Source organism: Bowmanella dokdonensis, from assembly GCF_017254865.1.
Lineage (GTDB): Bacteria > Pseudomonadota > Gammaproteobacteria > Enterobacterales > Alteromonadaceae > Bowmanella > Bowmanella dokdonensis.
In genome coordinates this window covers 1-297 of the sequence record NZ_JAFKCV010000334.1, presented here as the reverse complement: position 1 = coordinate 297, position 297 = coordinate 1, and the positions used below count along the sequence as shown (strand labels likewise).

Here is a 297-nt window from a genome sequence, read left to right as displayed (position 1 = left end):
CTCTGCACTTCCTTCTGCAATCAGCTCTCCGTGACTGACGATATAGGCTTTTTCACAAACATCCAGGGTCTCTCTGACATTATGGTCAGTGATCAGTACCCCGATTCCTCTGTCTTTTAGGTGATGAATAATCTTCTTGATGTCACTGACCGAGATAGGATCAACGCCCGCAAAGGGTTCATCTAACAAGATAAAGCGCGGATTGGCAGATAAGGCCCTGGCGATTTCCACGCGGCGTCGCTCTCCCCCAGACAAGCTCATGCCGGTACTATGACGGATATGATTGATGTTAAATTC

At 48.1% G+C, this 297-nt stretch carries 1 protein-coding gene; it reads right to left on the bottom strand.

Going from position 1 to position 297, the window contains the following annotated elements; translation table 11 throughout:
* Positions 1–297: ATP-binding cassette domain-containing protein (locus J0A66_RS22825; protein ID WP_206576075.1), on the bottom strand; the 297-nt coding region annotated here is incomplete at both ends.